The following is a 22,826-nucleotide window of genomic DNA, read 5'->3' as shown; positions in this document are numbered from 1 at the left end:
GGCGGGCGAAGACCGCCCAGTACCTCGCGCTGCGGGCGAAGATCGTGCTGCGGTGCGCCGGGGGCGTGACGAACAAGCAGGTCGCAGCCGATCTGCGGGTGGACCAGTCGACGGCGGACCGCTGGCGGGCCCGTTTCGTGACCGATCGTCTCGAGGGCCTGCAGGACGAACCGCGTACCGGTCGGCCGCCCTCGATCCTGCTCGACCAGGTCGAGGACGTGATCGTGGCGACCTTGGAGTCCGCCCCGGGCAAGGACACGCACTGGTCGCGCGCGGCGATGGCCAAGCGCACCGGGCTGTCGAAGTCCACGATCGGCCGGATCTGGAAGAAGTTCGGCCTCAAGCCGCATCTGCAGGATGCCTTCAAGCTCTCCACCGACCCGCAGTTCGTGGGAGAAGGTCGTGGACGTCGTCGGGCTGTACCACCATCCGCCGGAGAAGGCGGTGGTGCTGTGCGTGGACGAGAAGAGCCAGATCCAGGCGCTGGACCGCTCGCAGCCGGTACTGCCGATGATGCCGGGCATGCCCGAGCGGCGCACCCACGACTACCTGCGGCACGGCATCACCAGCCTGTTCGCCGCCTTCAACATCGCCGACGGCAGCGTCATATCGGAGCTGCACCGCCGCCACCGGGCGATTGAGTTCAAGAAGTTCCTGGTCACGATCGACAAGGCCGTGCCCGCCGGCCTGGATGTGCACCTGGTGTGCGACAACTACGCCACCCACAACACCCCCGAGATCAGAACCTGGCTGGCCCGGCGTCCCAGGTTCCACGTGCACTTCACCCCGACCCGGGCCTCCTGGATCAACCAGGTGGAGCGGTGGTTCGGCCTGCTGACCGACAAGCTCATCCGCCGCGGCGTCCACACCTCCGTCAAGGCGCTGGAAGACGACATCAAGGCGTGGATCGCCACCTGGAACGAGGACCCCAGGCCGTTCACCTGGACCAAGACCGCTGACGAGATCCTCAACTCCCTTGCCGACTACCTGGCCAAGGTCAGGCCCAGCACCGACACAACCGACACAACCGAGCAGAACTAAAACTCAGATTTTCTGGCGCATCACACTAGACACCGATGTCATCCTTGAACTCAGGTGTACGGAGCCGTAGCTGAGCCGTGCGCCGACCTGAGAGTGCGTCAGTTCCACTCCCTGTGAAGGGCGACACGAACGGGTGAAGGAGTGGGCACACGTGTCCCCTGTGGCCTACCCCGGTAACCTCACACTCATGGCCTCACGTCAGTCCGCAGCCAAGAAGTCGCCCGCGAAGAAGGCGGCCGCTCCGAAGAAGGCGGCGGCGAAGAAGGCCCCCGCGAAAAAGGCCGCGGCCAAGAAGGCGCCCGCCAAGAAGACCGCAGCGAAGAAGGCGGCCCCTCCGAAGCCGGCGCCCAATCCCACCGGGGGCGTGTACAAGCTCGTACGCGCCGTCTGGCTCGGTGCCGCGCACGCCGTCGGCGCCGTCTTCCGCGGCATAGGGCAGGGCGCCAGGAACCTCGACCCGGCGCACCGCAAGGACGGCGTCGGACTGCTGCTGCTCGGCCTCGCGCTGATCGTCGCCGCCGGCACCTGGTCGAATCTGCGCGGCCCGGTCGGCGATCTCGTCGAGATGCTCGTCACCGGTGCCTTCGGCCGCATCGACCTGCTCGTCCCGATACTGCTCGCGGTGATCGCCGTACGGTTCATCCGGCACCCCGAGAAGCCCGACGCCAACGGCCGCATCGTGATCGGCCTGTCCGCGCTCGTCATCGGCGTGCTCGGCCAGGTCCACATCGCCGTCGGTTCGCCCGCGCGCGCCGACGGCATGCAGGCGATAAGGGACGCCGGGGGGCTCATCGGCTGGAGTGCGGCCACTCCGCTGACGTACATGACGGGCGAGGCGCTCGCCGTGGCCCTCCTCGTGCTGCTCACGATCTTCGGGCTGCTCGTCGTCACGGCGACCCCGGTCAACGCCATCCCGCAGCGGCTGCGGCTGCTCGGCCAGAAGCTCGGCATCGTCGCGGACGACACCTACGACGGCGCCGAGGACGAGTACACCGAGGACGACGCCCGCTACGACGACCAGTGGCGTGAGGCGCTCCCCGCGCGCTCCCGGCGACGCAAGCCCGCCCCCGAGGCGTACGACCCCGACAGCGCCGAGCAGGAGGCCCTCACACGGCACCGTGGCCGCCCCCGGCGGTCCGCGGTGCCGCAGCCCGACCCGGACAGGCCGCTGGACGCCGTGGACGTCGCCGCGGCCGCCGCTGCCGCGCTCGACGGCGCCGTTCTGCACGGCATGCCGCCCTCGCCGCTCGTCGCCGACCTCACCCAGGGGGTGAGCCCGGGCGACCGCGTGGAGACGACGCCCGTGCCCGCGGCCCGCCCCAAGCAGGAGAAGCTCGACGCCGGGGTCCCGGACCTCACGAAGGCGGCGCCCTCGGCGCCGCGCGACCTCCCGCCGCGCGCCGAGCAGCTCCAGCTCTCCGGCGACATCACGTACTCCCTGCCCTCGCTCGACCTCCTGGAGCGCGGCGGCCCCGGCAAGTCGCGCAGCGCGGCCAACGATGCCATCGTCGCCTCACTCACCAACGTGTTCTCCGAGTTCAAGGTCGACGCCGCCGTCACCGGCTTCACCCGCGGGCCGACGGTCACGCGTTACGAGGTCGAGCTCGGCCCCGCCGTCAAGGTCGAGCGGATCACCGCGCTCACCAAGAACATCGCGTACGCCGTCGCCAGCCCCGACGTGCGGATCATCAGCCCGATCCCCGGCAAGTCCGCGGTCGGCATCGAAATCCCCAACACCGACCGCGAGATGGTCAACCTGGGCGATGTACTCCGGCTGGCCGACGCGGCCGAGGACGACCACCCGATGCTGGTCGCGCTCGGCAAGGACGTCGAGGGCGGCTATGTGATGGCCAACCTGGCGAAGATGCCGCATGTGCTCGTCGCGGGTGCGACCGGCTCCGGCAAATCGTCCTGCATCAACTGCCTGATTACGTCCATCATGGTCCGCGCGACTCCCGAGGACGTCCGCATGGTCCTCGTCGACCCCAAGCGGGTCGAGCTGACCGCGTACGAGGGCATCCCGCACCTGATCACGCCGATCATCACCAACCCGAAGCGTGCCGCCGAGGCGCTCCAGTGGGTCGTACGCGAAATGGACCTCAGGTACGACGACCTGGCCGCGTACGGCTACCGGCACATCGACGACTTCAACGAGGCCGTGCGGAACGGCAAGGTGAAGCCGCCGGAGGGCAGTGAGCGTGAGCTCCAGCCGTACCCGTACCTGCTGGTGATCGTCGACGAGCTGGCCGACCTGATGATGGTCGCGCCCAGGGACGTCGAGGACGCGATCGTGCGCATCACACAACTCGCGCGCGCGGCCGGCATCCACCTGGTGCTCGCCACGCAGCGGCCGTCCGTGGACGTCGTCACCGGTCTGATCAAGGCCAACGTGCCCTCCCGGCTCGCCTTCGCCACGTCCTCGCTCGCCGACTCGCGCGTCATCCTCGACCAGCCCGGTGCCGAGAAGCTGATCGGCAAGGGCGACGGGCTGTTCCTGCCGATGGGGGCGAACAAACCGACCCGTATGCAGGGCGCGTTCGTGACCGAGGACGAGGTCGCGGCGATCGTCCAGCACTGCAAGGACCAGATGACGCCCGTCTTCCGGGACGACGTCGTCGTGGGCACCAAGCAGAAGAAGGAGATCGACGAGGACATCGGCGACGACCTCGATCTGCTGTGCCAGGCGGCCGAACTGGTGGTCTCCACGCAGTTCGGGTCGACGTCCATGCTCCAGCGCAAGCTGCGCGTCGGCTTCGCCAAGGCCGGGCGGCTGATGGACCTCATGGAGTCCCGCGGCGTCGTGGGCCCGAGCGAGGGCTCCAAGGCGCGGGACGTCCTGGTGAAACCCGACGACCTGGATGGTGTGCTGGCGGTGATCCGCGGGGAGACCCAGTCCTAGGAGCAGTCCTGGGCGTACTGCCGGGAGACGCGCGTCGAGCCGTTCGCCGGGCTGCGTGCACTGCAAACGGGTAATCGAACGTGACCTACTCGTGAGGAAACGGTGAGCAACCGTTTCCACTTGACGTACGTCAAGTTGAGGGAGGGGACAACTACCTCCCTCACCATCAGGATGTCCGGCCATTCTGATGGGCTACAAAGTCCTACCGCCCGGTTGCCCCACCCTTTCGTACCACCCCTAAACTGAACCCCCAGCACAGGTGGCTACACGCTCGAAAGGCGCCCCCGTGTCCATCGGCAACTCCCCTGACGGCAACTCCCCCGAAGACGAGCGTCCGTTCGAAGACGACCGCGACGAACCTACGGCGGAACGCCCCTCGATCGGCCGTGCCCTCCAGCAGGCACGCATCGCGGCCGGGCTGACCGTCGACGACGTCAGCAGCGCCACCCGAGTCCGTATCGCCATCGTGCACGCGATCGAACAGGACGACTTCGCCTCCTGCGGCGGGGACGTCTACGCGCGCGGTCACATCCGCACCCTCGCGCGCGCGGTGCACGTCGATCCGGCACCGCTGCTCGAACAGTTCACCGCCGAGCACGGCGGGCGCCCCGCACCGACCCCGGCGGCCCCCCTGTTCGAGGCGGAACGGATCCGCCCCGAGCGGCGCGGGCCCAACTGGACCGCCGCCATGGTCGCCGCCATCGTCGCGGTGATCGGCTTCGTCGGCTTCACCCTGTTCAACGGTGACGACGACGGCAGCACCACACAGGTGGCCGAGGGCTCCACGCCGACCACGAGCAAGACCCCCTCTCCCACACCCAAGACCGAGAAGCCCGACGCCGGCTCCAAGCCCGACCCGACGGACAGCGCCATCGCGGCCGCGCCCCAGGACAAGGTGACCGTCCAGGTCAGCGCCGTCGACGACGAGAGCTGGATCTCCGCCAAGGACCACAACGGCCGACTCCTCTTCGACGGGCTGCTCAAGCAGGGCGAGAGCAAGACCTTCCAGGACAGCCAGAAGATCGACCTTGTCCTCGGCCGGGCGGGCGCGATCCAGCTGTACGTCAACGGCAAGAAGATCGAGGACGAGTTCCAGCCCGGCGTCGAGCGCCTGACGTACACGAAGGGCGACCCCGAGGCCGGATGAGCGCTGCGGAGCAACGGCTCCGGAGTTCGCACAGGCGACTCAAAGAGAAACACGGGCACGGGGTTGGCCAAGATCGGCCAACCCCGTCGACGTGGGCTGTCAGCGGGACGAAGTAGTCTTGAGCCCATGCCTGAACGCCGTACCGTCGCACTCGTCACTCTTGGCTGCGCCCGTAACGAGGTGGACTCGGAGGAGCTCGCAGGCCGCTTGGAGGCGGACGGCTGGGAGCTCGTCGAGGCCGCCGAGGCCGCGGATGTCGCCGTGGTCAACACGTGCGGCTTCGTCGAGGCCGCCAAGAAGGACTCCGTCGACGCCCTCCTGGAGGCCAACGACCTCAAGGGGCACGGCAGAACCCAGGCCGTCGTGGCCGTCGGCTGCATGGCCGAGCGGTACGGCAAGGAGCTGGCCCAGGCGCTGCCCGAGGCCGACGGCGTGCTCGGCTTCGACGACTACACGGACATCTCCGACCGCCTCCAGACCATCCTGAACGGCGGCATCCACGCCTCCCACACCCCGCGCGACCGGCGCAAGCTGCTGCCGATCAGCCCGGCCGAGCGGCAGGAGTTCGCCGCCCAGGTCGCGCTTCCGGGGCACGGCCCCGTCGACCTTCCGGAGGGCCTTGCTCCGGCCTCGGGCCCGCGTGCGCCTCTGCGCCGCCGGCTGGACGGCTCCCCGGTCGCCTCCGTGAAGCTCGCCTCCGGCTGCGACCGGCGCTGTTCCTTCTGCGCCATCCCGTCCTTCCGGGGCTCCTTCATCTCACGGCGGCCGAGTGACGTCCTGGGCGAGACCCGCTGGCTCGCCGAGCAGGGCGTCAAGGAGATCATGCTGGTCTCCGAGAACAACACCTCGTACGGCAAGGACCTGGGCGACATCCGCCTCCTGGAGACCCTGCTGCCCGAGCTCGCCGAGGTCGACGGCATCGAGCGTGTGCGCGTCAGCTACCTCCAGCCCGCCGAGATGCGGCCCGGCCTCATCGACGTGCTCACCTCCACGCCCCAGATCGCGCCCTACTTCGACCTCTCCTTCCAGCACTCCGCCCCCGATGTGCTGCGCGCGATGCGGCGCTTCGGGGACACCGACCGCTTCCTGGAGCTCCTGGACACCATTCGGAGCAAGGCCCCCGAGGCCGGCGCGCGGTCCAACTTCATCGTGGGCTTCCCCGGCGAGACCGAGGACGACCTGGCGGAACTGGAGCGCTTCCTGAACGGCGCACGCCTGGACGCGATCGGCGTCTTCGGATACTCCGACGAGGAGGGCACCGAAGCGGCGACGTACGAGAACAAGCTCGACGAGGACGTGGTCGCCGAGCGCCTCGCGCACATCTCGCAGCTGGCCGAGGAACTGGTCTCGCAGCGCGCCGAGGAGCGCGTCGGGGAGAGCGTGCGCGTGCTGGTCGAGTCGGTCGACGGCGAGGAGGGCGCGTACGGCCGCGGCGCGCACCAGGCGCCCGAGACGGACGGTCAGGTGCTGTTCACCAGCGGCGAGGGCCTCAGCGTCGGCCTTATGGTCGAGGCGAAGGTGGTCGGTACGGAAGGTGTCGACCTGCTGGCCGAGCCGCTCCCGGGCTCGCTCGCGGGACTTGAGGAGGCGGGCAGATGACGGGAGTCCCGGCGTCCGCGGCGGGCGGCTCCTCCAGCGCCGCCGGCGCCCAGGGGAGCGCCAAGCAACTGCGCGGAGGAAAGCTGGGCGCTGCCGCCGTCAACCAGGCCAGCCTCTGGAACGTCGCGAACCTCCTGACCATGCTCCGCCTGGCCCTCGTGCCCGGCTTCGTCGTGCTGATGCTGATGGACGGCGGGTACGACCCGGTGTGGCGCGCCTGGGCCTGGGCGGCCTTCGCCGTCGCCATGATCACCGACATCTTCGACGGCCACCTGGCCCGGACGTACAACCTCGTCACCGACTTCGGGAAGATCGCCGATCCCATCGCCGACAAGGCGATCATGGGGGCGGCGCTGATCTGCCTCTCCTCGCTCGACGAACTGCCGTGGTGGGTGACGGGCGTGATCCTCGGCCGGGAACTCGGGATCACCCTCCTGCGTTTCCTGGTCATCCGGTACGGCGTCATTCCGGCGAGCCGCGGGGGCAAGCTCAAGACGCTGGCCCAGGGCACGGCCGTCGGCATGTACGTCCTGGTCCTGACGGGACCACTGGCCACCCTGAGGTTCTGGGTGATGGCCGTGGCGGTCGTCCTGACCGTGGTGACCGGGCTCGACTACATAAGACAGGCCATTGTGCTGCGCAGGCGCGGAATCGCCGAGCGGCAGACCGCGGCAGAGGAGGCGGAGCGGTGAATTCCATGGCCGCCGACGTGCTGCGACTACTCACGGTGAGGGGCGAGACGATCGCTGTGGCCGAGTCGCTGACCGGTGGCCTGGTGGCGGCGGAGATCACGGCGGCACCGGGAGCCTCCAAGGTCTTCCGCGGGTCCGTGACCGCGTACGCCACCGATCTCAAGCATGAGCTCCTCGGCGTCGACCCCACCCTGCTGGCCGCGGACGGAGCGGTGAATCCGCAGGTCGCGGCCCAGATGGCGGCCGGTGTGCGCAAGGCTCTCGGTGCGGACTGGGGGATAGCGACCACCGGCGTCGCCGGGCCGGATCAGCAGGACGGGCAGCCGGTCGGCACCGTTTTCGTGGCTGTCGAAGGGCCGTCCGGCCCTGGCGGAGGTGGTTTTCCTGGCGGGAAAGTGGTGTCGCTGCGGTTGAACGGCCACCGGGCGGAAATCCGTATGGAGAGTGTACGGAGCGTACTCGCACTGCTCCTTGAGGAGCTTGCGAGCGAACAGACCGGGAATGAGCGGGCACAGGATACGGAACAGAACGGGGGGACTTGATGTTTGCAGCCCTGAGTGAACACGACAGCGCTCCCCGCACGGCCGCAGCGCAAGGCGGTACGGTGGGGCGTGAAGGATGCGGTTACGCGGTCCGAGGAGGGAGCCACCGATGATTCTGCTCCGTCGCCTATTGGGTGACGTGCTGCGTCGGCAGCGCCAGCGCCAGGGCCGTACTCTGCGCGAAGTCTCCTCGTCCGCCCGAGTTTCGCTCGGCTATCTCTCCGAGGTGGAGCGGGGGCAGAAGGAGGCTTCCTCCGAGCTGCTCTCCGCCATTTGCGACGCGCTGGACGTACGGATGTCCGAGCTCATGCGGGAAGTGAGCGACGAGCTCGCCCTCGCCGAGCTGGCCCAGTCGGCAGCGGCCACCGAACCGGTGCCCGCAGCAGTGCGTCGTCCCATGCTCAATTCCGTCTCGGTGACCGGTGTGCCACCGGAACGGGTCACGATCAAGGCGCCCACCGAGGCGGTGGACGTCGTCGCCGCCTGAACATTCGCAGGCGCGCGCACGAATGCGTGACACAAGCCCCGGCCGGGGCTTCTTCGGGGAGACCTGGAGGAGTACGGCTGGGGTTTTTGCGTTGTCCCCGTGTGTTGTCGTTGTGGTCACTCCGTGCTGTCGCGTGCTGTTTCCTGCGCCGTTCCCGCGCTCTGGCCCCGCCGTGCTGCTCCGTTTGCCGGTGTCGTGGCGGGCCGTCATCGTTGAGTGATGCGCGGTGCGCTCGTGTGCCGCTGGTGCGCCCTGCCCGCGGGTGAGGCGGCGTTCTAGCGTCGGGCTGGAGGTGACGGCCATGCCGGGGCGGACAGTGCGCTGGGGGGCTGCGCTGGGACTCGGCGCGCTGTGGTGGTGGGCCGTACTGCGGCTCGCGCTGGTGCCGGACGCCGGGGTGGTCGAGGGGGCGGTCGCGGCCGGGGGGTGGGGGCTGAGTCTGCTGCCGGTGCACTGTGTGCCGAAAGGGAGGGTGGTCAGGGGGCGCGTGGACGGCGGGGTCACCAGGGCATGGCCACCCCGCCGTTCGGGCGGAGGATCTGGCCGGTCGTGAACGCCGAGGCGTCCGAGGCCAGGTGCAGTACGGCGTGGGCGATGTCGTCGGGCTCGCCCACCCGGCCCAGCGGCGACAGCCGGGCCATGAACGCCTCGGTCCGCGCCTGCGCCGCGTCGTCGTGCCGGTCGGTCATGGGCGTACGGATCCATCCGGGCGCCACCGCGTTGACCCGGATGCCGTGCGGGCCGACCTCGGTCGCCAGGGTCTTCGTCAGCTGGACGACGGCCGCCTTCGTCACGCCGTAGCAGAGCAGGCCGGGGCCGCCGGTGTCGACGGCGCCCGAGGCCATGGTGACGATGCTGCCGCGGGTGCCGCTCGCGATCATGGCCCCGGCCGCCTCCTGGCAGGCGTACAGCACGCCCTTGAAATTGACGCTCCACACCCGGTCCAGGTCCTCGTCCCGGGTTTCCAGGACCGGGCTGCTGTGCATGATCCCGGCGATCGCCGCCATGATGTGCAGGCTCTCGCAGGCCGTCACTGCCCGGTGGAGCTGTGCGCGGTCGGTGACGTCGACGTGGTGGGTGCGGGCGGTGCCGCCCTTGGCCTTGATCAGGGTGGCGGTCTCGTGCAGTCCCGGGGCGTCGCGGTCCGCGCAGTGCACGGTCGCGCCCGCCTCCGCGAGCAATACGGCCGAGGCGCGGCCGATGCCGCCGGCCGCGCCGGTGACGAAGGCCGTGCGTCCGGTGAGGTCGTACGCCGTGACGGGCATGAGGGGACGGTACGAGGGTTTCTGACGGGTCGTCAATCGTGTGTGCGGGGAGGACGGTCGGCCGTACGGCGCCGGGTGGGACCCGGGGTGGAGGGGGCGGGGCCCGTCTGGCAGGTCGGGCACCAGTAGGTGGGGCGGTCGCGGGAGCCGTCGCCCTGGTCGGCCGAGCGGATCGGGGTGTGGCAGCGCAGGCAGGGGCGGGGCGTGCGGCCGTACACGAAGTGGTTCTGGCCGCGGAGGCCGGTGGTGCTGCGGGCCGGGCGGTCGCGGTTGGCTTCCAGGAGCTTCTTGGCGAGGGCCGGGAGCTGGGCGACGTGGTCCCGGGGGAGGTCGCCGACGGGGAGCCAGGGGGTGGCCCGGAGCAGGAAGCAGAGCTCGCTCTTGTAGACGTTGCCGATGCCGGCGAGGTTGCGCTGGTCGAGCAGGGCCTCGCCGAGAGGGCGGGCGGGGTCGCTCAGGAGGTTGGCGAGGGCGCGGTCGGGGTCCCAGTCCGGGCCGAGGAGGTCGGGGCCGAGGTGGCCGACGGCCCTCGACTCGTCCGCGGTGCGCAGCAGCTCCAGGACGGGGAGGCGGTAGCCGACGGCCGTGCGGTCGGCGGTGCCCAGGATCGCGCGGATCTGGTGGGCCGGGCCGCCGTTCCAGCGCTCGCCGCTGCCGTACACCTTCCAGGAACCGTCCATCCGCAGGTGCGAGTGCAGCGTCAGGCCGCCCTCGATCCGGGTGAGGAGGTGCTTGCCGCGCGGGGTGACCTCCAGGACGGTGCGGCCGGTGAGGTCGGCGGTGGCGTACTTCGGGACCCGGAGGTCGGAGCGGGTCAGCACCTTGTCCGCGAGGGCGGCGTGCAGTCGTCGCGCGGTCTGCCAGACGGTGTCTCCTTCGGGCATGGGTCAAGGGTGGCACGGGGGCGGACGGGTGCTGAGCGCTCCGCTGGCTGTGTCGATATGCGGCTCCGCCGCGGGGCCGCGATGTGCCGTCGTTCGTCTGCGGCGCCGTCGTGGCTGGTCGCGCCCCGCGGCGGAGCCGCATCTGTACACAGCCCCGCGCCCCTTCAGGGCGCTGCCGAACCGCAGCGGACTTCGCCCGACCTGCTTGGCGCGGGTGACGTGCTGTGCGGTCACACGCGTATCCGTAGCCCTCGGGGGGTCGCGATGAAGCCCGCCGCTTCCAGGAGGGTGCCGTAGGGGGAGGTGAGGGCGGAGGTGCCGTTCACGCGCTCCACGGTGACCGTGCCGAGGGAGCCCGCGCGGGCGGCCGCGGAGAGGGCCTCGGTGGCCAGGCGCAGGCGGGGGTCGTCCGTGGGCTTGGCGTCCGGGCCGGCGGGCCAGGCCAGCAGGGTCTTGCCGCCGCGCTCCATGTAGAGGGTCAGCTCGCCGTCGACCAGGACGACCAGGGAGCCCGCTTTGCGGCCCGGCTTGTGGCCGGCGCCGGTGGGGGGTTCGGGCCAGGGGAGGGCCGCTCCGTAGGCGTTGGCGGGGTCGGCGGCGGCGAGCACGACGGCACGGGGGGAGCCTGTGGGGCGGGTGCGGTTCGGGGGGAGGCCCTGGCCGTACTCGTGGTACGCGTCGTGGGAGCCGTTCGGGACGGTGCCGGGCAGGGGCTCGCGCCTGTCGCGGGCGTTGGCCACCGCGCGCAGCCGGTCCACCGCTCCGTCCATCGCGAACTGGGCCGCGCCCAGCCCCTCGATCACATAGCCGCGCCGGGCCTGTCCGCTCTCCTCGAAGACGGACAGGACGCGGTACGTCGCCGAGAAGCCGCCCTCGACTCCTTCGGCGCCGACCGCGCCCCGGGTCACCACGCCGTGCCGGTCGAGGAGCGTGCGGGCCAGGGCGTGGGCGCGCACGGTGGGGTCGGCTTCGGGGGCGGGGACCAGCGACCATCGGCCCGCGACCGTGGGCGGGCCGGTGCGGGACTGGGGGCGCGCGGCGGCCGTCAGGGAGCCGTACCGGCCGCGCGGGACCGTGCGCTTGGCGCGGTGGGCCGTGGCACCGGCCGTACGGCCCGAGCCCAGCAGGGAGCGCATCGGGGCGAGCGTGTCGTTCGTGAGCCGGCCCGACCAGGCCAGGTCCCAGACGGTGTCGGCCAGCTGGGGATCGGTGACGTCGGAGTGGGTGGTGGCGCGGACCTGGTCGGCGATCTGGCGGAAGAACAGGCCGTAGCCCCCGGAGAGGGCGTCCAGGACCGACTGGTGGAGCGCGGTCAGCTCCAGGGGGTGCGGGGGTGGCAGCAGCAGGGGGGCCGCGTCCGCCAGGTAGAGGGAGACCCAGCCGTCCTTGCCGGCCAGGGCCCCGGCGCCCGCCCACACGACCTCTCCGGCCGCGGTGAGTTCGTCGAGTATCGAGGGGGTGTAGCCCGCGACCCGGGACGGCAGGATCAGCTTCTCCAGGGAGGACGCGGGGACGGAGGCGCCCTGCAACTGCTCGACAGCGCGCACCAGGCCGTCGATGCCCCGCAGTCCGTGTCCGCTGCCCACGTGCTGCCACTGCGGCAGGAACTGTGCGAGCGCGGCGGGCGGCACCGGCTCCAGCTCGTGCCGCAGGGCGGCGAGCGAACGGCGGCGCAGTCGGCGCAGTACGGTCGCGTCGCACCATTCCTGGCCGATGCCCGAGGGATGGAACTCGCCCTGGACGACACGGCCGCTCGCGGTGAGCCGCTGGAGTGCGCCCTCGGTGACGGCGATGCCCAGGCCGAAGCGGGCCGCCGCCGTGGTCGAGGTGAACGGGCCGTGGGTGCGGGCGTACCGGGCGAGGAGGTCTCCGAGGGGGTCCTTCACCGGTTCGGTGAAGGCCTCCGGGACGCCGACCGGCAGGGCTGTGCCGAGGGCGTCGCGCAGGCGGCCCGCGTCCTCGACCGCCGCCCAGTGGTCGGCTCCGGCGATCCGCACCTCGATGGCCCGGCGGGCGCCGGCCAGTTCCCGGGCCCACTGCGGCTCGGCGCCGCGCTCCGCCAGCTCGGCGTCGGTGAGCGGGCCGAGGAGACGCAGCAGGTCCGCGACGCCTTCGGCGTCCTTGACGCGGCGGTCCTCGGTGAGCCACTGGAGCTCCCGCTCCAGCTCGGTGAGCACCTCGGCGTCGAGCAGCTCGCGCAGTTCCGCCTGGCCCAGCAGCTCGGCCAGCAGCCGTGAGTCCAGCGACAGGGCGGCGGCGCGGCGCTCGGCGAGCGGGGAGTCGCCCTCGTACAGAAACTGGGCGACATACCCGAACAGGAGCGAGCGGGCGAACGGGGACGGCTCGGGGGTGGTGACCTCGACCAGGCGGACCTTGCGGGCCTCGATGTCGCCCATCAGCTCGGCGAGGCCCGGGACGTCGAAGACGTCCTGGAGACACTCGCGGACCGCCTCCAGGACGATCGGGAACGACCCGAACTCGCTCGCCACCTGGAGCAGGTGGGCGGCGCGCTGGCGCTGCTGCCACAGGGGTGTGCGCTTGCCGGGGTTGCGGCGGGGGAGCAGCAGCGCACGGGCGGCGCACTCGCGGAAGCGGGACGCGAACAGGGCCGAGCCGCCCACCTGGTCGGTGACGATCTGGTCGACCTCGCCCTTGTCGAAGGCGACGTCCGCCGCGCCTACCGGTGCCTGCTCGGCGTCGTATTCCGTGCCCGCCTTCACGGGCTCCATGTCGAGCAGATCCAGGCCCATCAGATCGGCGTCGGGCAGGCGCAGCACGATGCCGTCGTCGGCGTGCATGACCTGGGCGTCCATGCCATAGCGCTCGGAGAGCCGGGCGCCCAGCGCGAGCGCCCAGGGGGCGTGGACCTGGGCGCCGAAGGGGGAGTGCACGACGACCCGCCAGTCGCCCAGTTCGTCGCGGAAGCGCTCGACGACGATGGTGCGGTCGTCGGGGACGTGGCCACAGGCCTCGCGCTGTTCGGCGAGGTAGGACAGGACGTTGTCCGCAGCCCAGGCGTCGAGGCCGGCGGCGAGGAGGCGCAGGCGGGCGTCCTCCTGGGAGAGCGAGCCCACCTCGCGCAGGAACGCGCCCACCGCGCGGCCCAGTTCGAGCGGGCGGCCCAGCTGGTCGCCCTTCCAGAAGGGCAGGCGGCCGGGCACACCGGGGGCTGGGGAGACCAGGACGCGGTCGCGGGTGATGTCCTCGATGCGCCAGGAGCTGGTGCCGAGGGTGAAGACGTCGCCGACCCGGGACTCGTAGACCATCTCCTCGTCGAGCTCGCCGACCCGGCCACCGCCCTTCTTGGGGTCGGCGCCCGCGAGGAACACCCCGAAGAGGCCGCGGTCCGGGATCGTGCCCCCGGAGGTGACGGCCAGGCGCTGTGCGCCGGGGCGGCCGGTGATCGTGCCGGCGACCCGGTCCCACACCACGCGCGGGCGCAGCTCCGCGAACGCGTCCGACGGGTAGCGGCCCGCGAGCATGTCGAGGACGGCCGTGAAGGCGGACTCGGGGAGGGAGGCGAAGGGGGCCGCGCGGCGGACCGTGGCCAGGAGGTCGTCGACCTGCCAGGTGTCCAGCGCGGTCATGGCGACGAGCTGCTGGGCCAGTACGTCCAGGGGGTTGGCCGGGACCCTGAGGGACTCGATGGCGCCGGTGCGCATCCGCTCGGTGACCACCGCGGCCTGGACGAGGTCGCCCCGGTACTTGGGGAAGACCACGCCGGTGGAGACCGCGCCGACCTGGTGGCCCGCTCGGCCCACGCGCTGGAGGCCGGAGGCCACGGAGGGGGGCGATTCCACCTGGACGACGAGGTCAACCGCGCCCATGTCGATGCCGAGTTCGAGGCTGGAGGTGGCGACCACGGCCGGGAGGCGGCCCGCCTTGAGGTCCTCCTCGACGAGGGCGCGCTGCTCCTTGGAGACCGAGCCGTGGTGGGCGCGGGCGATGACCGGCGGGGCGCCCTGGGCCGCGCCCGAGCCGCCCATCAGCTCGGCGGGGGCGTGGTGTTCGTCCAGGGGTTCGCCGGTGGCCCGTTCGTAGGCGATCTCGTTGAGCCGGTTGCAGAGGCGCTCGGCGAGGCGGCGGGAGTTGGCGAAGACGATCGTGGAGCGGTGGGCCTGGACCAGGTCGGTGATCCGCTCCTCGACGTGTGGCCAGATGGAGGGTTTCTCGGCGCCCTCGGTGGCGTCGGCGACCGGGGAGCCGCCCAGCTCGCCCAGGTCCTCCACCGGAACGACCACGGAGAGGTCGAACTCCTTGCCGGACGAGGGCTGGACGATCTCCACCTTGCGGCGGGGGGAGAGGTAGCGGGCGACCTCGTCGACGGGGCGGACCGTGGCGGACAGGCCGATGCGGCGGGCGGGGCGGGGCAGGAGCTCGTCGAGGCGCTCCAGGGAGAGGGCGAGGTGCGCTCCGCGCTTGGTGCCGGCGACGGCGTGCACCTCGTCGAGGATGACTGTCTCCACGCCCGTGAGCGCGTCGCGCGTGGCCGACGTCAGCATCAGGAACAGGGACTCCGGGGTGGTGATCAGGATGTCCGGGGGGCGGGTGGACAGGGTGCGGCGCTCGGCGGCGGGGGTGTCGCCGGAGCGGATGCCGACTCTTACCTCGGGCTCGGGCAGGCCCAGGCGTACGGCTTCCTGGCGGATGCCGGTGAGGGGGCTGCGGAGGTTTCGCTCCACATCCACGGCGAGGGCCTTGAGCGGGGACACGTAGAGCACCCGGCAGCGCTTCTTGGGGTCGGCCGGGGGTGGGGTCGACGTGAGGTGGTCCAGGGCGGCCAGGAAGGCGGCCAGGGTCTTGCCGGAGCCGGTGGGGGCTACGACCAGGACGTCCGAGCCCTCGTTGATCGCCTGCCATGCGCCTGTCTGGGCTGCGGTGGGCGCGGAGAAGGCACCCGTGAACCAGCCGCGGGTGGCGGGGGAGAACGAGTCGAGTGCGGGCTTGGGCATGGGTCCATCCTGCACCTCGGCACTGACAATGGGGCCGGGCGGCTGCCGCCGGGGGCGCGTGATGGCTCGGGGGGTTCTGGGGTGGGTGGTGGGTGCGGGTGGTTTTGGGTTGCTCGCGCAGTTCCTCGCGCCCCTGTGGGGGTGGGTGGTTCGTTGTCGGGTGCGGGGAGTGCGTGGTGCGTGGGTACGTTGTGGGTCGGGGGCGCGCCGGGGGGCTCCGTCCTCGGTCTGACGCGACTTGGGTGGGGTGTGTAGGGCAGCTTTTGTTGTCGCGACATCCGCTGCGGGCGGACACCCCCCGACCCGCCCCCTTCCCGCCGTACGCGGCCGCCGGGGTGTGGGGGTGCGCGGCGCGCTTGGCCGGGCCGCCGTGGGTCGAGAATGGGGGCGTGGTGAGTTTCGGGGAGCGGGCCAGGCACTGGCGGTATGCCGGGTTGCCGGGGGTTGATCTGTTGCGGGCTCGGTATGTCGAGAAGAGGTTTGTGCGGCATACGCATGAGAACTTCGTGATCGCGGCGATTGCCGACGGGGTCGAGGTCTTTCATCACGGGGGTGGTGATCAGTACGCCGGGGCGGGGGCGTTGGCGCTGGTCAATCCTGATACGCCGCATACGGGGCGTGCGGGTGGGCCCGAGGGGTGGCGGTACGGGGCCGTGTATCCGTCGCCGGAGTTGGTGGGCGGGATCGCTGCTGAGACGACCTCGATTCGAGGGACGCCGGGGTTTGCCAGTCCGGTGTTGGAGGATCCGTACGCTGCCGGGCTGGTTCACCAGGTGCTGCGGGCCGTGGACGAGGGCAACGCGCTGGCCGCCGACACGTTGCTGCGGGTCGTTGTGACGAGGCTGTTGCGGCTCAATGGCGGGGTGCTGCCGCAGCGGGCCGTGCGGACGGCGGGGGCGCGGGTGGCCGCACGCGCGCGTACCGTGCTGGAGGAGCGGATGGCCGAGCCGCCGACCCTGGAGCGGCTCGCCGGGGAGCTGGGGACCAGCCCCTTCGCGTTGTTGCGGGCGTTTCGGAGTGCCTATGGCATGCCTCCTCATGCGTGGCTGACCGATGCCCGGGTGCGCCGGGCGCGGCGGCTGCTGGACGCCGGGGTTGTACCGGCGGAGGCGGCTGTGGCTGTCGGGTTCACCGATCAGCCGCACCTCAACCGGCATTTCGCCCGGATCGTGGGGGTGCCGCCGGGGGCGTACCAGAGGGAGCGCAAGAACGTACAAGACCTGTGGGAGCGGGGCTCATAGCGTCCGGGGTGTGGCAGAACAGACAGCTCTTGTGGATGCAAGTGGTGGGAAAGCCGACGGGGTCGTCGTCCGGGACAGCCTGGGGGTCGGGGTCGCCGTCGGACTGTCCGGGGTCGCCTTCGGGGTGACCTCGGTGGGGAGTGGACTCGGGACGGCGCAGACCTGTGCGCTCAGTCTGCTGGTGTTCACGGGTGCTTCCCAGTTCGCGCTCGTGGGTGCGCTGGCGGCCGGGGGGAATCCGTTGACGGCGGCTGCCGGGGCCTTCTCTCTGGGGGTGCGCAACGCGTTCTACGGGTTGCGGCTTTCGCAGGTGCTGGCGCTGCCGCGTGTGGTGCGGCCGTTTGCCGCCCAGTGGGTGATCGATGAGACCGCGGTCGTCGCGCTCGCCCAGCCGACGCGGCGTGCCGCCCGTTTGGGCTTCGCCGTCACCGGGCTCGCCCTGTATGTGCTGTGGAACCTCACCACGCTGCTCGGTGCGGTGGGGGCGGAGGCTGTCGGTGACACCGGCGCGTGGGGGTTGGATGCTGCCGGACCCGCTGTTTTCCTGGCGCTGCTCGCGCCGATGCTGAGAAGTGGCAGGGAGCGGGCCGTCGCGGGCCTCGCGGTTGTTCTGGGGCTCGGGCTGCTGCCTGTCCTGCCGGCCGGGGTGCCGGTTCTGGTGGCCGCGGCGGCCGCGCCGGTCGTGCTGTGCGTGGCGGGGCGGAGGGAGGGGCGTTGAGCGTCTGGATCGCGATCGGGGTGACCGCCGTCGGCTGTTACGCCGTCAAGCTGGTCGGGCTGCTGGTGCCGGAGGGGGTGCTGGAGCGGCCACTCGTACGGAGCCTCGCCGCGCTGTTGCCCGTGGCCCTTCTCGCGGCCCTCACGGCTCAGCAGACCTTCGCCGACGGACGTGCGCTCGTGTGGGACGCCAGGGCCGCGGGGGTCGCCGCGGCCGCTGTGGCGCTGCTGTTGCGTGCTCCCTTCCTGCTCGTCGTGGGCGTGGCCGTGGTGGTGACGGCGGGCGTGCGGGCCATGGCCGGCTGAGGCGGGGCGCATGGCACGCGGCCATGCCTGTCGGCCTCAGGTGATCCGGCGCCCGTACGCGCGGAGCGTGCGCAGGGCTTCGATCGTCACGATCGGGCGGCTCTCCAGGGTGGTGCCCGGCGCCCACTGGCGCCAGCGGATCGGCCAGCCGCCGTCCTCCTGCTGTTCGTCCGCCAGGAAGTCGAGGGACCGGGACATCTCCTCGTCGGTGAACCACGCGCGCGCGAGGGAGCCGGGAGTGCGGGCGAAGTCGTGCGGGAAGTGGTGCTCGCCCGGGGCGTAGCCGGGGGACACCGGGTACTCCTCCAGACGGTCCGGGTCGAGCGCGGCGAGTCGGTCCTCGCGGACCAGGCGGCCGAGGCGGTCGGCGGCCGCCTCCGCGCGCGGGCGGTCGGGAACGGAGTCCAGGAAGGCCACGGCGGCCTGCATCTCGTACGGATGCGACTTCTCCAGGGACTCGACCGCCTGCCAGCAGAAGTCGGTGGCCCGGAACAGCCAGGCGTGCCACACCTCGTTGCGGTGCAGCAGGCCCACCACGGGGCCGGTGGCCAGCAGGTCGCTGGGCGGGTCGTCGACAATGGGGATGAAGGGGGCCGCCGGATAGCCTCGCTGGCTGGGATGGATCGCCGGCAGCGCGCCGTCCGGGGTCGACACGGCGGTCAGGTAACGGCACACGCGCTCCACCCGCTGACCGCCGCAGCGGCCGACCGAGTCCAGGACACGCAGGGCGTGCCCGGTGTGCAGCGGCTGGCTCACGGGGCCCCGCAGATCGGGTTCGAGCGCGTGGCCGTACCCCTCGTCCGCGTTGCGATAGGCGGCCAGCGCGGTCTCCACCGCGTCGGCGCTCCCGCCCAGGAAGTGGTACGCGAAGCGGCGCTGTTCCAGCACGCGCGCGGTCAGCCAGACGAACCGCTCGGCGCGGGCGAGCGGGGTGTGCGCCGGGGGTGGGGAGGGGAGTGGGGATGCTCCGGTTTCGGCCATGCGTCAGACCGTAGGGCGGAAAGCGTTCTCGGCAAGCCGTCCCGGCCGGGCCCACCCTCTGGGGCGGGATACTGGAGTCATGCGGTTGACGGTCTTCTGGCAGCGGATGGCGGAACACTTCGGTGAGGGGTACGCCGACACCTTCGCACGCGATCACGTGATGTCCGACCTCGGCGGGCGCACCGTGCACGAGGCGCTGGACGTCGGCTGGGAGGCCAAGGACGTGTGGCGCGTGGTGTGCGCGTCCATGGATGTTCCGTACGAAAAGCGCTGACAGGGGGCGGAATCCGGAGGATCCGCCGATCGCGGGCCGCGGAGATCCGGGGCGGGGACCGCATGACGGTGGCGTGGGCGAGACTTGCTCCGTGGCACCCACAGACGAGACCGCGCAGGTCGATCAGCAGACGCCCCCGCTCCGCACGACGCCGCCCGGCCGGCCCGCGGCCGCCGCCGCGCAGGGTGCGCGCATGCCGCGCTGGCTGCCGCGCGCCATGGTGCTGGCGCTCGCGCTGGTCGCCGTGTTCCAGCTGGGCACCTGGGCGTTCCACCAGCTCATCGGGCTGCTGATCAACATCCTCATCGCGTTCTTCCTGGCGCTCGCGATCGAGCCCGCGGTGAGCTGGATGGCCTCGCGCGGCATGCGCCGGGGGTTCGCCACCTTCCTCGTCTTCCTGGCCACGCTGATCGCGGTCGCCGGGTTCGTCACGCTGCTCGGCTCGATGCTCGCGGGCCAGATCATCAAGATGATCGAAGGCTTCCCCGAGTATCTCGACTCGGTCATCAGCTGGATCAACACGACCTTCCGCACCGAGCTGAAGCGCGTCGACATCCAGGAGGGCCTGCTGCGCTCCGACTGGCTGCGGAGGTACGTGCAGAACAGCGCCACGGGTGTCCTCGACGTGTCCACCCAGGTGCTCGGCGGTCTCTTCCAGCTGCTGACGATCGCGCTGTTCTCGTTCTACTTCGCCGCCGACGGACCGCGGCTGCGGCGTGCCCTGTGTTCCGTGCTGCCGCCCGCCAGGCAGGCCGAGGTGCTGCGCGCGTGGGAGATCGCCGTCGACAAGACCGGCGGCTACCTGTACTCGCGCGGTCTGATGGCGCTGATCTCCGGACTGGCCCACTACATACTCCTGGAGTACCTGGGTGTGGACTACGCGGCCGTGCTCGCCGTCTGGGTCGGCCTGGTCTCCCAGTTCATCCCCACCATCGGCACCTATCTCGCGGGCGCCCTGCCGATGCTGATCGCCTTCACGATCGATCCCTGGTACGCGCTGTGGGTTCTCGTCTTCGTCGTGGTCTACCAGCAGTTCGAGAACTACCTGCTGCAGCCCAAGCTGACCGCGAAGAGCGTGGACATCCACCCGGCGGTCGCCTTCGGATCGGTCATCGCGGGCACCGCCCTCCTCGGCGCCGTCGGCACGCTGGTCGCCATCCCCGCGGTCGCCACGCTGCAGGCCTTCCTGGGGGCGTATGTGAAGCGCTACGACGTCACGGACGACCCCCGGGTGCACGGGCACCGCCGGCGGTCCACGAGCAGCCTCCTCGCGCGCGTACGGCAGCGGCTGGAGCAGAGGCGGGACGCGGAGGACGCTGAGCCGGTGGACGGCGTCCAGTAGACGGTGTCCACCGGGGCGGAGGCGTGGTTGAGGTCGCGTGGTGCGCTTGACACGAAAATCGAACAAGCATTCTCATGGAGGTTCCGGCGAGGTTCTCGGCGGGGATTTCGACTCGGTTTTCGAGTGAAGTGCCCGAGTTATCCACAGACCGGGCGGGCGTCGGGGCGCATTGTCAGTGGCAGGCGTTAGCGTCTTTGACGTGAAGCGATCGAATCAAGCAAACCGGGTGGAACCCATGGCAGGAACCGACCGCGAGAAGGCTCTCGATGCCGCGCTCGCACAGATTGAACGGCAATTCGGCAAAGGCGCGGTCATGCGCATGGGGGATCGGACCAAGGAGCCGATCGAGGTCATCCCGACCGGGTCGACCGCGCTCGACGTGGCCCTCGGCGTCGGCGGCCTGCCGCGCGGCCGAGTGGTGGAGATCTACGGCCCCGAGTCCTCCGGTAAGACGACCCTGACCCTGCACGCGGTGGCGAACGCGCAGAAGGCCGGCGGCCAGGTCGCGTTCGTGGACGCGGAGCACGCCCTCGACCCCGAGTACGCGAAGAAGCTCGGCGTCGACATCGACAACCTGATCCTGTCCCAGCCGGACAACGGCGAGCAGGCGCTGGAGATCGTCGACATGCTGGTCCGCTCCGGCGCGCTCGACCTCATCGTCATCGACTCCGTCGCCGCGCTCGTCCCGCGCGCGGAGATCGAGGGCGAGATGGGCGACAGCCACGTCGGTCTGCAGGCCCGCCTGATGAGCCAGGCCCTGCGGAAGATCACCAGCGCGCTCAACCAGTCCAAGACCACCGCGATCTTCATCAACCAGCTCCGCGAGAAGATCGGCGTGATGTTCGGGTGCTTCAACTACTCGACTCGGGTCACACTCGCCGACGGTACGCAGGAGAAGATCGGCAAGATCGTCAACCAGCGGATGGACGTGGAGGTCCTCTCCTACGATCCGGAGACCGACAAGATCGTCCCTCGGCGCATCACCAACTGGTTCGACAACGGGAACGCCGAGCGGTTCCTCCAGTTCACCGTGGCCAAGTCCGGGAAGAACGGCAAGGCGCAGTTCGCCGCGACGGAGAACCACTTGATCCGCACTCCAGGAGGCTGGCGTGAGGCGGGTGAGCTGATCGCCGGAGACCGCGTGCTCATCAGTGAGAAGAAGGTACTGAGCGGGCAACAGGAGCAGATCGTCCTCGGGGCACTGATGGGCGACGGCAGCCTTTCCCCTAACAGGAAGGGCCGCACCGGAGTCCGCTTCCGTATGGGCCACGGCGCCAAGCAGGCCGAGTACCTGGACTGGAAGATCTCGTTGCTGGGGAACGTCGGATGCTCCCGGACGCAGAATGAGAAGGGCGCAGTCTTCGCGGACTTCTCTCCGCTTCCGGAGCTAGACGAGCTCAGGGAGGTCGTCTACTTCGGCGGAGACAAGAAGCACATCACCTGGGAGCATCTCAAGGCGATGACTCCGCTGGCCCTGGCCATCTGGTACATGGACGATGGCTGCTTCACGGTTCGCTCCCAGGGGCTTCAGGAGCGTACAGAAGGCGGCTCGGGCCGAATCGAGATCTGTGTCGAGGCCATGAGCGAAGGCTCGCGGGAGCGCATCGTCGACTATCTGCGAGACACGCACGGTCTGGACGTGCGACTTCGGCTCGCAGGTGAGCGGCAGATGGCCGTGCTGCAGTTCAGTACGGACTCATCGGCACGTTTCCAGGAGATGGTGGCGCCCTTCGTACACTCCTCCATGGAGCACAAGCTCCTCCCGCGATTCCGCGGCCGATTCGCTGTCGAGCCGGAGTTCGTCGAGGAGACACAGCGTCTGGTGGCCTCGGAGATCCTCGACATCCACGTCAAGCCGCCGACGCGCTCCATGAAGAAGTTCGACATCGAGGTCGAAGGTACGCACAACTACTTCGTGGACGGCGTCATGGTCCACAACAGCCCGGAGACCACGACCGGTGGACGCGCGCTGAAGTTCTATGCCTCGGTGCGCATCGACATCCGCCGTATCGAGACCCTGAAGGACGGCACGGACGCGGTCGGCAACCGCACCCGCTGCAAGGTGGTCAAGAACAAGGTCGCGCCGCCCTTCAAGCAGGCCGAGTTCGACATCCTCTACGGGCACGGCATCAGTCGCGAGGGCGGCCTGATCGACATGGGCGTGGAGCACGGCTTCGTCCGCAAGGCCGGCGCCTGGTACACGTACGAGGGCGACCAGCTCGGTCAGGGCAAGGAGAACGCGCGCAACTTCCTGAAGGACAACCCCGACCTGGCCAACGAGATCGAGAAGAAGATCAAGGAGAAGCTGGGTGTCGGGGTGCGGCCGGAGGAGCCCACCACCGAGCCGGGGGCCGACGCGGCGGTCTCGGCCGCGGCCGGGGGCGACACCGCCAAGGCCGCGCCCGCTCCGGCGGCCAAGGCCACCAAGACCAAGGCCGCGGCGGCCAAGAGCTAGCC

15 protein-coding genes and 4 pseudogenes are annotated in these 22,826 nt (G+C 70.7%); 15 read left to right on the top strand and 4 right to left on the bottom strand.

The genetic code is table 11. The annotated features are described in order from the left end of the window. Positions 1–44: 44 nt before the first annotated feature. From ACWD3C_RS14540 to ACWD3C_RS14505, 8 genes and pseudogenes are all read left to right on the top strand, one after another. Positions 45–266, top strand: a pseudogene (locus ACWD3C_RS14540) (helix-turn-helix domain-containing protein); the annotation flags it as partial. Between the two features lie 91 nt (positions 267–357). Further along, a complete protein-coding gene (locus ACWD3C_RS14535) occupies positions 358–1,041 on the top strand; it encodes an IS630 family transposase (protein WP_451143678.1) in 684 nt (227 codons plus the stop codon). 187 nt (positions 1,042–1,228) lie between these two features. Further along, on the top strand, positions 1,229–3,940 hold the full coding sequence (locus ACWD3C_RS14530; protein ID WP_451143676.1) for a DNA translocase FtsK: 2,712 nt from the start codon (positions 1,229–1,231) through the stop codon (positions 3,938–3,940). A 286-nt stretch (positions 3,941–4,226) separates the two neighbouring features. Then, positions 4,227–5,087, top strand: a complete 861-nt coding sequence (locus tag ACWD3C_RS14525) for a helix-turn-helix domain-containing protein (protein WP_451143674.1) — start codon at positions 4,227–4,229, stop codon at positions 5,085–5,087. Positions 5,088–5,213: 126 nt separating this feature from the next. After that, the gene (gene rimO, locus ACWD3C_RS14520; RefSeq protein WP_451143672.1) at positions 5,214–6,686 is read left to right on the top strand and encodes a 30S ribosomal protein S12 methylthiotransferase RimO; all 1,473 of its coding nucleotides are present in this window, start codon (positions 5,214–5,216) and stop codon (positions 6,684–6,686) included. Further along, entirely contained in the window at positions 6,683–7,378 is a 696-nt protein-coding gene (gene pgsA / locus ACWD3C_RS14515; RefSeq protein ID WP_451143670.1) for a CDP-diacylglycerol--glycerol-3-phosphate 3-phosphatidyltransferase, read from the top strand. Before rimO ends, pgsA begins: the two co-directional genes overlap by 4 nt. Continuing rightward, positions 7,375–7,920, top strand: coding sequence for a CinA family protein (locus ACWD3C_RS14510; RefSeq protein WP_451143668.1), 546 nt, complete (start codon positions 7,375–7,377; stop codon positions 7,918–7,920). Before pgsA ends, ACWD3C_RS14510 begins: the two co-directional genes overlap by 4 nt. 109 nt (positions 7,921–8,029) lie before the next feature. Continuing rightward, on the top strand, positions 8,030–8,407 hold the full coding sequence (locus ACWD3C_RS14505) for a helix-turn-helix domain-containing protein (RefSeq protein WP_451143666.1): 378 nt from the start codon (positions 8,030–8,032) through the stop codon (positions 8,405–8,407). A 500-nt stretch (positions 8,408–8,907) separates the two neighbouring features. Here ACWD3C_RS14505 and ACWD3C_RS14500 read toward each other — a convergent pair whose 3' ends face one another. From ACWD3C_RS14500 to ACWD3C_RS14490, 3 genes are all read right to left on the bottom strand, one after another. Continuing rightward, a complete protein-coding gene (locus ACWD3C_RS14500; protein ID WP_451143664.1) occupies positions 8,908–9,672 on the bottom strand; it encodes an SDR family NAD(P)-dependent oxidoreductase in 765 nt (254 codons plus the stop codon). Positions 9,673–9,704: 32 nt separating this feature from the next. After that, complete coding sequence (locus ACWD3C_RS14495; RefSeq protein ID WP_451143662.1) at positions 9,705–10,556, bottom strand: Fpg/Nei family DNA glycosylase; 852 nt, start codon at positions 10,554–10,556, stop codon at positions 9,705–9,707. Positions 10,557–10,786: 230 nt separating this feature from the next. Beyond that, complete coding sequence (locus ACWD3C_RS14490) at positions 10,787–15,508, bottom strand: ATP-dependent helicase (protein WP_451143660.1); 4,722 nt, start codon at positions 15,506–15,508, stop codon at positions 10,787–10,789. Positions 15,509–15,897: 389 nt separating this feature from the next. Here ACWD3C_RS14490 and ACWD3C_RS14485 point away from each other — a divergent pair. The 3 genes and pseudogenes from ACWD3C_RS14485 to ACWD3C_RS14475 all read left to right on the top strand — a co-directional run bounded on the left by ACWD3C_RS14485 (position 15,898) and on the right by ACWD3C_RS14475 (position 17,772). Further along, a pseudogene (locus tag ACWD3C_RS14485) lies at positions 15,898–16,877 on the top strand (AraC family ligand binding domain-containing protein). Further along, positions 16,760–17,467, top strand: coding sequence for an AzlC family ABC transporter permease (locus tag ACWD3C_RS14480; protein ID WP_451143658.1), 708 nt, complete (start codon positions 16,760–16,762; stop codon positions 17,465–17,467). Before ACWD3C_RS14485 ends, ACWD3C_RS14480 begins: the two are co-directional and overlap by 118 nt. Further along, a complete protein-coding gene (locus ACWD3C_RS14475; protein ID WP_451143656.1) occupies positions 17,464–17,772 on the top strand; it encodes an AzlD domain-containing protein in 309 nt (102 codons plus the stop codon). The genes ACWD3C_RS14480 and ACWD3C_RS14475 overlap by 4 nt, the downstream gene beginning before the upstream one ends. 36 nt (positions 17,773–17,808) lie before the next feature. On the opposite strand, the gene ACWD3C_RS14470 is transcribed toward ACWD3C_RS14475, so the two are convergent. Continuing rightward, positions 17,809–18,753 (bottom strand): hypothetical protein, encoded by a 945-nt coding sequence (locus tag ACWD3C_RS14470; RefSeq protein ID WP_451143654.1) that lies wholly within the window; start codon positions 18,751–18,753, stop codon positions 17,809–17,811. A gap of 79 nt (positions 18,754–18,832) precedes the next feature. Here ACWD3C_RS14470 and ACWD3C_RS14465 point away from each other — a divergent pair, with 79 nt between their 5' ends. The 4 genes and pseudogenes from ACWD3C_RS14465 to ACWD3C_RS14450 all read left to right on the top strand — a co-directional run. Continuing rightward, entirely contained in the window at positions 18,833–19,027 is a 195-nt protein-coding gene (locus tag ACWD3C_RS14465) for a DUF3046 domain-containing protein (RefSeq protein WP_451143652.1), read from the top strand. A gap of 91 nt (positions 19,028–19,118) precedes the next feature. Continuing rightward, the gene (locus tag ACWD3C_RS14460) at positions 19,119–20,369 is read left to right on the top strand and encodes an AI-2E family transporter (RefSeq protein WP_451143650.1); all 1,251 of its coding nucleotides are present in this window, start codon (positions 19,119–19,121) and stop codon (positions 20,367–20,369) included. A 235-nt stretch (positions 20,370–20,604) separates the two neighbouring features. Continuing rightward, a pseudogene (gene recA / locus ACWD3C_RS14455) lies at positions 20,605–22,068 on the top strand (recombinase RecA); the annotation flags it as partial. 123 nt (positions 22,069–22,191) lie between these two features. Then, a pseudogene (locus ACWD3C_RS14450) lies at positions 22,192–22,824 on the top strand (intein-containing recombinase RecA); the annotation flags it as partial. Between the last annotated feature and the right edge of the window lie 2 nt (positions 22,825–22,826).

This window comes from Streptomyces sp. NPDC002845 (assembly GCF_053591955.1).
Note: the sequence above shows the minus strand (reverse complement) of the source record. Positions and strands in the feature narration are given on the sequence as shown.